Genomic DNA, 370 nt, shown 5'->3' with positions numbered 1-370 from the left:
CTCTGGTGGCTGCGCGCGGCCGGCTGATGCAGGCGCTCCCGGCCGGGGGTGTGATGGTGGCGGTGCAGGCCTCGGAGGAGGAGGTACGGGACCTGCTGGCCGGGTTTGAGGACCGTGCGGGTATCGCCGCGGTCAACGGCCCGTCGTCCGTGGTGGTTTCGGGCGCCGAGGAAGCCGTGGCGAAGGTCGTGGACCGTCTCGCGGCCGACGGCCGCAGGACTAAGGCGCTCTCCGTCTCGCACGCCTTCCACTCGCCCCTCATGGACCCGATGCTCGACGACTTCCGGGCCGTCGTGGACGGTGTTTCCTTCGGAGCGCCGCGCGTTCCGGTCGTCTCGGCCCTGACGGGCCGGACGGTGTCGGCGGAGGA

Annotated in this window: 1 protein-coding gene; it reads left to right on the top strand. The window is 72.2% G+C overall.

Annotated features, from left to right (window positions below; genetic code table 11):
• The coding region (locus AB4039_RS42560; RefSeq protein WP_442273354.1) for an acyltransferase domain-containing protein at positions 1 to 370 on the top strand (370 nt) is incomplete at both ends.

The sequence above is a fragment of the Streptomyces sp. M-16 genome (assembly GCF_052114405.1).
Lineage (GTDB): Bacteria > Actinomycetota > Actinomycetes > Streptomycetales > Streptomycetaceae > Streptomyces.
The sequence above is the reverse complement of the archived record's forward strand: the minus strand, read 5'-3'. Positions and strand labels throughout refer to the sequence as shown.